Origin of the sequence: Mesorhizobium sp. M7A.F.Ca.CA.004.04.2.1 (genome assembly GCF_004022825.1) — a bacterium.
GTDB lineage: Bacteria > Pseudomonadota > Alphaproteobacteria > Rhizobiales > Rhizobiaceae > Mesorhizobium.
In genome coordinates, this window is the sequence record NZ_RZPH01000167.1 from 1 (window position 1) to 8406 (window position 8406).

Here is an 8406-nt window from a genome sequence, read left to right on the forward strand (position 1 = left end):
ACGCTCATGTGCGCGGAGGCGACCATCGGATATTTGCCGCCCGGCACGTAGCAGCCGACCGTGTCGACGGGAATGTTCTTGTGGCCAAGGACGACACCCGGCAGCGTTTCCACCTCGAGATCCTGCAGGCAGGCGCGCTGCTTCTCGGCGAAATTGCGGACCTGCGCCTGGGCGAAGCGAATGTCCTCCAGATCCCTTGCCGAGACTTTGGAGATGGCCTGTTCAATATCGCTGTCGGTCAGCCGGAAGCTCTGCGGCGACCATCTGTCGAAACGCTCCGACAGTTCCCGGACGGCGGCGTCGCCCCGCTTCTCGATATCGGCGAGGATCGTCTCGACGGTCGTTCGGACAACCGCGTCGCCCTGGGCGACAGCCTCGGGATCTCTGCCCCGCTTCAGAAAGGTCGGCATGTTCTCATCCTTGTCTTGGGTGGGATGGACGGCAGGGTGCCGTCCATCGATCGCATTGCTGGTCGTCAGGGCTTCACCGTCGGCTCGATCTTGGTGAGCTTGTATTCGTCGGCCGGGGCCTTGCACGACGAGCAGTTGATGCCGGGCGCGTCGGGCGCCTGCTTCACATCCGCCGGCAGCGGCTGGATGGCCGCTCCGGGCGTCGGCTTGCCCTCGAGCGCCGACTGTAGCGACAGTTCCGGCAGAAGCTCGGGATTGAAGACCTCGGTGACGAAGGATGAGGGCACCTTGTCGGACGGGAACACGTTGCAGCCGTCGGCGAAGGTGTCGCCCTTGCAAGGCTTGACCTGATCAGCCGGCACCCAGGGCAGCGGGTACTCGATGTTCATCGGCTTCAGGTCGCGCTTCTTGGTCAGGATCTCCATCATCAGCTTGAAGGCGTAGCCGGAGGTGGCGGGCGGCGAGCCGGCCGAGACGCCTTTGAGACCCATGCCCTGCATCTTCGGATCGGCAAGGCCGAGGCGGAAGCCGTCGGAGTTCTCGCCGGTCATCGGCACGAGCTTGTTGCCCTTGTCGAGCTGCGCTTGGATCGCACCGTATTCGCCGGCCTGGGCCCAGATGCCGTCGACGTCCGGATGCGCGGCGAGCGCCTTGGCCGTCTCCTGCTGCGTGGTGCGGTCATCCCAGTAGGAATAGTATTCCGCGACCACCTTGATGCCGGGATACTGGTTGAAGATGTGCATCGCGCCGTCGGTGTGGCGCTTATCGACCGAGTTGCCCGGAACGCCACGGCTCAGGAAGATGTTGCCCTTGCCGCCGAGGATGTTGACCAGCGCCTGGGCGCTGTTCTCGCCGAAACCAGCGGTGATGTAGCTGACGTTGTAGGCGCAGGGTTCGGTCACCGTCGCGTCATACATAAAGAAGAGCACGCCCTTCTGGCAGCCGCGATGGATGGTGCGGTTCAGCGCCGTCGACGAGATCGGGAAGCTGATGATGCCGTCGGCGCCATCCTGGATCATGCTCTCATAGGCCGAGATCTGCGCCTGCGGATCGGTGCCGGAGATGACCTCCTTCAGCTCCACGGTCTTGTCGTAAGGCGGCGTCTGCGCCAGCGCCTTGACGATGTTCGCGGCCTCCGACTGCCAGGAATTGCCGCTGTAGCTCAGCGACAGATAGACCTTGAGCTTCTTGTCCTGCGCGTCGGCATGGTCGATGACCGTCGCAACGCCCGCAGTTGTGGCAAGCGTCAGCGACGCGGCCAGTCCCAGTCTTCTTAACAGCTTCATTTCCATCAACCTCCCTTTGGATTTGGCCCTTTCAGGTGCCGGACCAGAGCTTGTGAGAACGTTCTCACAATTGGACAAAAAGTATCACACGCAGGCGCATGGTCATTTCCTTCGCGTCAGCAACCGATTTCCGATGTGGGTCAGGAACTCGCCCCGCAGCACCAGCAGCGCCCCGACGATGATCGCGCCCTCGATGATGGTGCGCCATCCCTCGCTGAGCCCGATGGCCGAGATCATCATGCCGAGCGTGGTCAGAAGGATTGCGCCGCCGACCGTACCGATGAAGGTTCCGCCGCCACCGAGGATCGAGGAGCCGCCGATCACGACGGCGGCTATCGAGGGCAGCATGTAGCTGTCGCCCATCCTGAGCGTCGCGCCGTTAGAGTAGCCGACCAGCATCATGCCGACGAAGCCGGCGCAAACGGCGCTGATCGCATAGGGCATGAGTTCGAGCCGGTTGACGTTGACGCCGGCGATGAGCGCGGCGTTCCTGTTGGTGCCGAGCGCGCGAAGCCGACGTCCTAGCGCGGTGAAGTTCTGCAGCAGCCAGCCGAGCAGGATGAAGGCGAGGGTGAAGTAGATGACCACCGGCACGCCGAGAAACCACGCCTTCATCAGCCATAACAGGGCCGATGGCGAACCGCCGCGCGGCGTGCCGCTAGTATAGCCGAGCGCCGCGGAGGCGATGACGATCGACGTCGCCATCGTCATGATGAAAGGCGGCACCTTTAGCCAGACGATACCGACGCCGCTCACCGCGCCGACCAGGGCACAGATGAGCAGGATGGCCGGCAGCATGTACCAGATGCCGGCGTCGTTCGTGCCGATCCAGTTCGTCGTCAAAACGCCGCCGAGCGTGATGAGCGCGGGTATCGACAGATCCAGTCCGCCGATCAGGATGACAAGCCCCTGCCCAAAGGAAAGGATGATCAGGAAGGATGCAAGGATCAGCACTGTGAGAACCTGGCTCCAGGAGCCGAGCGCCGGGCTGATGAAGCGCGAGCACAACACGAGCACGATGCTCAGTCCGAACACGACAAGTGTGTTCACCGTTTCGCGGTCCAGCTTCTGCCTGCCGCGCTGGTCGGAAGAGGCGTCGAAAGGCATCGCCATGTCCTTATGCGCGTTCACCGGGCGTCGTCCTTCTTGAGCAGGCGCGCCACCGCGTTGCCGAAGACGATCGCGAGCACCAGCACGAAGCCCTGGAAGATGCCGGTGTAGAAAGACGACACACCGCCCGAGAACAGCACTTTCTGCAAAAGCATGAGCGTGCCGGCGCCGAGGATCGAGCCGATAAGGCTGCCGCGGCCACCGCTGAGCGGTGTGCCGCCAAGCGCCACGGCGGCAAAGGTGAGCACCAGGAATGGAGTGCCCGCCGTCGGATTGCCGGTCGCGGTCTGGGCGCTCAGCATGAAGCCGGCGACGCCATAAAGGATGCCAGCGCCGACGAAGGCAGTGATGCGCACGCCCGATACGGCCACGCCGGAGTAACGGGCCGACTGCTCGTCGGCGCCGATCGCATAAAGGCCGATGCCGGTGTTCGTTCGCCGGAAGGCCAGCCACAGCACGGCGGCGGCAACCAGGAACAGACCGGCAATCGGAACGACACCGAAGAGCGTGTCGGTCAAGGTGTAGGTGACAAAGTCGGAGACCATGCCGCCGGGCGCGTCGAGGATGACGAGCGCCAGCCCCTGGCAGATGATCATCGTGCCGAGCGTCGCCGCGATGGTCTGGAGCCCGAGCCTGGCAACCAGAATGCCGTTGATCATGCCGACGATGGCGCCGATCGCGCAGCACATCAGCAGGCTGATCAGCGCTCCGCCCGGGCCGTCGAGCGGATAGACGGCCATCAGCACGTTGGTCAGCGAGACGACGCCCGCGACTGACAGGTCAAAGCCGCGACTGATGACGACCAGCGTCTCGCCCGCCGCCGCCAGCGCCAGCGGCGTCGAATTGTTGACGAGGTCGGTGAATGTGTAGACCGAGAGCGCATCGGGCTGCCAGAACGCGTAGAGCGCGTAGAGCAGGACGTAGATCAGCGCGACGATACCGGTGCCGCTGATGACGGCGCGCCAGAAAGGCGAGCGGCGAGGCGCTGGATTTGCCGCGATCGCGCTCATGCAGCCACTCCCTTCGCCGCACTCCGAGCGTGGCCGATCAGCGCGCCGACGATGGTCTGCTCGTCGATGGCGTCGCCCTGATATTCGGCAAAGATGCGGCCGCCGTAGAGCACGATACAGCGATGCGCGAGATGGACGAGTTCCGGCAGTTCGGATGAATAGAAGAGCACCGAGCCGCCGTCGGCGGCGAATTTGCGAATCGCCTCGTAGATCGACTGCTTGGTGCCGACATCGACCCCGCGCGTGGGATCGAAGAGCAGCAAGGTGCGCGCGCCGGTCATCATGACGCGCGCCAGAAGCGCCTTCTGCTGGTTGCCACCCGAAAGCTCGTCGATCTTGAAATGCAGGTAGCGCTCCTGAAGGTCGACCGCCGCGGCGGTTTTCCTCGCGGCGCGACGCTCGCCGGCGGGCCAGACGATGCCGCCCTGCGCAATGCGGGAAATGATCGGCAGCACCATGTTGCTGGCCGTGGTAAGGCCGCCGAGGATACCTTCCGATTTGCGATCCTCAGGCAGGTAGGCAAGGCCGTTGCCAAAATAGAGCGCGTCGCCTGGGCTGCCGATATGAGCGCGCACGCCGTCGATCTCGATGCTTCCGCCCTTCGCCTTGGCAAGGCCGACCAGTGTCCTGAACAGGTCGCGCTGCCCTTGACCTTCAAGCGCGGCGATGCCGACGATCTCGCCCTGCCTGACATTGAACGACACCTCGTTCAGGATGCCGCCCGAAAGGCCTTTGACGCTCAGCGCGATGGGCGCGGCATCACCTGCTACGGGCAATGTGTTGACCGTTTCACGCGCGCTGCGGCCGACCATCATCTCGAAGATGTTCTCGTCCGAGGCGCCCGAAAGCTCGACGGTGCCGATGCTGCGGCCGTTGCGCAGTATAGTGGCACGCGAGCACAAGCTGCGTACTTCCCCGAGGCGATGGGAAATATAAAGGATTGCGGTCTGCAAGGATTTTTGCCGCCGCACCAGCTCGAACAGCCATTCGACGTCGGCCAGCGCGGCCGTCGGCTCGTCGAGGATCAATAATTTCGAAGCGTGGGTGAAAGCACGGACGATTTCGAGCCGCTGACGGTCCGACAGCGAGAGCACACCCACGGGCGTGTCAGGATCGAAATACGCCAAACCATAATCCTTAAGCGTCTTTCGAGCGGAGGCTATCGCCGTGCGATGCGACGCGAGACCGAGCATGCCCCTGGGCATTTTCGGCAGCATCAGATTCTCGGCGATGCTGAGGTTGGGCAGCAGGCTGAGTTCCTGGAAGGCCGTCGCCACGCCCTGCGCCCGCGCACCGACGATGTCGTGCGGCGCATAGGGCGCGCCAAAGATCGACAGCGATCCGCTGTCCGGCTTCACCACGCCGCTGAGGATCTTGACAAGCGTCGACTTGCCGGCGCCGTTCTCGCCCAGCAGTGCATGGACTTCACCCGGACGCAGGTCAATGGAAACGGAATCGAGCGCGACTGTCGGTCCGTAAGACTTCGCAATCTTGGCGATGCGAACGGCTAGAGGGGTCTCGTCGGTGCTCATCCCTCCTCCCAAGGTAAGGTCGCAACTGCAGTGAGAACGTTCTCTGAGAACGTTCTCACCCTTTCATAAACCGATATTCGTTGTCAACCGGGTATTTGGCGGCCGCATCTCGCTCGACGGCATAGTTTGCGACTTCGCTTCGACATCGACACCGCGGGTCGGCTCATCGAGCAACAGAATTCGGCTGCCGGCATAGACCCAGCGCCCAATCACCACTTTCTGCTGGTTGCCGCCCGACAATGTGCCGACCGGCGTGTCGATCCGCGCCGTCTTGATGCCGATACGACGAATGATATCGCCCGCCGCGTCTGCCATGCGTGATGCCGAGATCACGCCGTTCACCGCCACTCTCGAGAAGTCGGTGGCGACGGTGTTCTCGTCAACGCCGAGTAGCGGCAAGATGCCATCCTCCTTGCGACTTTCAGGCTCATCCCGATTCCGCTTTTGACTCTCTCGCCATACGAGGCACTGGTGATGTTCTTTTGATCGAGCAAGACCGTACCGGCACGCACCGTATCGACCCCACCGATCGCCCCCAGCAGTTCGGTGCGGCCCGAGCCGAGCAGGCCGGCGAAACCCAGCACCTCGCCTCGCCTCGGGATCGAACGAGACACCTGAAAGCTTCGGTGGCACGGCAAGATCGCGCACCGACAACACGTTGTCTCCGCCCCTCGCCTCTCCTTTGCGCCACGAGTTGACCTAGCGCAGCACCGAGAAGCCTTAGGCGCCGGGCGGACCTGGAGGCGCAACCACCGACACCGACATTCGCTGATGGTGGCCATCTGAATTGAGAATTCGTCTCGAAGCAAAACAGCAAGATAATCCGGGTACACAATGAGGCGTGTCCCAGCCCTGATCCCATCAGTGATCCATCGCCTTGACGATCTCTTCAGTCATCTTCTTGGCATCGCCGAGCAGCATCATGGTGCCGTCCTTGTAGAACAGCGTGTTGTCGATGCCGGCATAGCCGGAGCCGAGCGAGCGCTTAACGAACAGGCAGGTGCGGGCCTTGTCGACGTCGAGGATCGGCATGCCGTAGATCGGCGACGACTTGTCGTCGCGCGCGGACGGGTTGGTGACGTCGTTGGCGCCGATGACATAGGCGACATCGGCCTGCGCGAATTCGGAGTTGATGTCCTCGAGTTCGAACACCTCGTCATAGGGCACATTGGCTTCGGCGAGCAGCACGTTCATGTGGCCGGGCATGCGGCCGGCGACCGGGTGGATGGCATATTTGACGTCGACGCCATTGGCCTTGAGCTTGTCGGCCATTTCGCGCAGCGCATGCTGCGCCTGGGCAACCGCCATGCCGTAGCCCGGCACGATGATGACTTTCTGGGCGTTCATCATCAGGTAGGCGGCATCGTCGGCGGAACCCTGCTTGACCGTGCGTTCGATGCCGTCATCGGCGGCCGCTGCCGTCTCGCCGCCGAAGCCGCCGAGAATGACCGAGATGAAGCTTCGGTTCATGCCCTTGCACATGATGTAAGACAGGATCGCGCCGGACGAGCCGACCAGCGCACCGGTGATGATCAGCGCCAGATTGCCGAGCGTGAAGCCGAGTGCGGCCGCCGCCCAGCCCGAATAGGAGTTGAGCATCGAGACGACGACCGGCATGTCGGCGCCGCCGATCGGGATGATCAGCAGGATGCCGAGCACCAGCGAGGCCGCAACGATCAACCAGAAGACCAGTTTGGACTCGGTGGTGACCAGCAGCACGATCAGGACGACGAGCGCGATGGCAAGTGCCGCGTTGATGAAGTGGCGGCCGCCGATCATGATCGGCTTGCCGGACATGCGGCCATCGAGCTTCAGGAAGGCGATGACCGAGCCGGTGAAAGTGATGGCGCCGATGGCGACGCCAAGGCTCATCTCGATCAGCGCCTGGGCGTGGATGTCGCCATCCGTGCCGATGCCGAAGCTTTCCGGCGCATAGATGGCGGCGGCCGCCACCATGACGGCAGCGAGGCCGACCAGCGAGTGGAAGGCGGCGACCAGCTGCGGCATCGAGGTCATGGCGATGCGGCGCGCGGTGACGGCGCCGACGCTGCCGCCAATGGCCAGGCCGAGCACGATCAGGCCGAAGCGGCCGGCCGAGGGGGTTGCCAGCGCCAATGTGGTGGCGATGGCGATGCCCATGCCGATCATGCCGTAGAGATTGCCCTGGCGGCTGGTGGTCGGATGCGACAGGCCGCGCAGCGCCATGATGAACAGGACGCCGGAGACGAGGTAGAGGAAGGACGCGAAGTTGGCGTTCATGGCGCTCTACTTGTCCTTCTTCTTGTACATGGCCAGCATGCGCTGGGTGACGAGGAAGCCGCCGAAGATGTTGACCGACACCAGCATCAGCGCGACGAAGCCGAAGCCCGCGGCAATGCCGGAGGCGGCGATGCCGACGGCAAGCAGCGCGCCGACGACGATGACCGAAGAGATGGCGTTGGTGACGGCCATCAGCGGCGTATGCAGTGCGGGGGTCACCGACCAGACGACGTAATAGCCGACGAAGATCGCCAGCACGAAGATGGCGAAGCGGAAGACGAAGGGATCGATGGCACCGCCGGACAGCGCATGCGCGGCATCACCCGCCGCGTCGGCACCACCAGGCGCGGTCGCCAGATTGTGCACTGCCAGCCGAACCGCGGCGGAGGCCTGGTCGAGCTGGTCGAGGGCTTTCTGCAGGGTCTGATCCATCACGCGATCCCTTTCGGCTTCGACGAGGGCGACTTGGATGCGGCCGGTTTCTTGGGCGCGGCTTTCTTGGGCGAAGCGTCGGCAACCATGGTTGTGGCCGGGATCGCCGCCGGTTCGACATAAGGCTGCTGGTCGGGCTTGGCGAAGGACGGATGCACGATCTTGCCGCCGTTAGTCAGCATCGTTGCCTTGACCAGATCGTCGTCCCGGTTGATGGCAAGCGTTTTCGTCGTCTTGTCGACCAGCGTTTCGAGGAAGGCGAAGAGGTTCCGGGCATAAAGCAGCGATGCCGACGCCGCGATGCGGCCGGGCACATTGAGATGGCCGACAATCTTGACGTTGTTGGCGGTGGTGACGACCTTGCCGG

The 8406-nt window shown here is 63.5% G+C and carries 8 protein-coding genes and 1 pseudogene; all 9 read right to left on the reverse strand.

The window, feature by feature from the left end:
* A partial coding sequence (locus tag EN893_RS10365) for a histidinol dehydrogenase (protein ID WP_206640100.1) occupies positions 1-410 on the reverse strand: 410 nt, incomplete at its 3' end.
* 65 nt (positions 411-475) lie between these two features.
* On the reverse strand, positions 476-1696 hold the full coding sequence (locus EN893_RS10370; RefSeq protein WP_127271662.1) for a sugar ABC transporter substrate-binding protein: 1221 nt from the start codon (positions 1694-1696) through the stop codon (positions 476-478).
* Positions 1697-1798: 102 nt separating this feature from the next.
* A complete protein-coding gene (locus EN893_RS10375) occupies positions 1799-2827 on the reverse strand; it encodes an ABC transporter permease (RefSeq protein WP_127267390.1) in 1029 nt (342 codons plus the stop codon).
* Positions 2824-3816: an ABC transporter permease gene (locus EN893_RS10380; RefSeq protein WP_127267391.1), complete on the reverse strand. Its 993-nt coding sequence runs from the start codon at positions 3814-3816 to the stop codon at positions 2824-2826. Before EN893_RS10380 ends, EN893_RS10375 begins: the two co-directional genes overlap by 4 nt.
* Positions 3813-5348: a sugar ABC transporter ATP-binding protein gene (locus EN893_RS10385; RefSeq protein ID WP_127267392.1), complete on the reverse strand. Its 1536-nt coding sequence runs from the start codon at positions 5346-5348 to the stop codon at positions 3813-3815. The genes EN893_RS10380 and EN893_RS10385 overlap by 4 nt, the downstream gene beginning before the upstream one ends.
* 63 nt (positions 5349-5411) lie before the next feature.
* Positions 5412-5747, reverse strand: a complete 336-nt coding sequence (locus EN893_RS39135) for an ATP-binding cassette domain-containing protein (protein WP_236383427.1) — start codon at positions 5745-5747, stop codon at positions 5412-5414.
* Positions 5748-6209: 462 nt separating this feature from the next.
* Positions 6210-7607 carry an NAD(P)(+) transhydrogenase (Re/Si-specific) subunit beta gene (locus EN893_RS10395; RefSeq protein WP_127267393.1) on the reverse strand — a complete coding sequence of 466 codons (1398 nt, stop codon included), beginning with the start codon at positions 7605-7607 and terminating at the stop codon, positions 6210-6212.
* 6 nt (positions 7608-7613) lie between these two features.
* Positions 7614-8042, reverse strand: coding sequence for a proton-translocating transhydrogenase family protein (locus EN893_RS10400; RefSeq protein WP_189522886.1), 429 nt, complete (start codon positions 8040-8042; stop codon positions 7614-7616).
* Positions 8039-8406 (reverse strand): annotated as a pseudogene (locus tag EN893_RS10405) (NAD(P)(+) transhydrogenase (Re/Si-specific) subunit alpha); the annotation flags it as partial. The pseudogene EN893_RS10405 and the gene EN893_RS10400, both read right to left, overlap by 4 nt.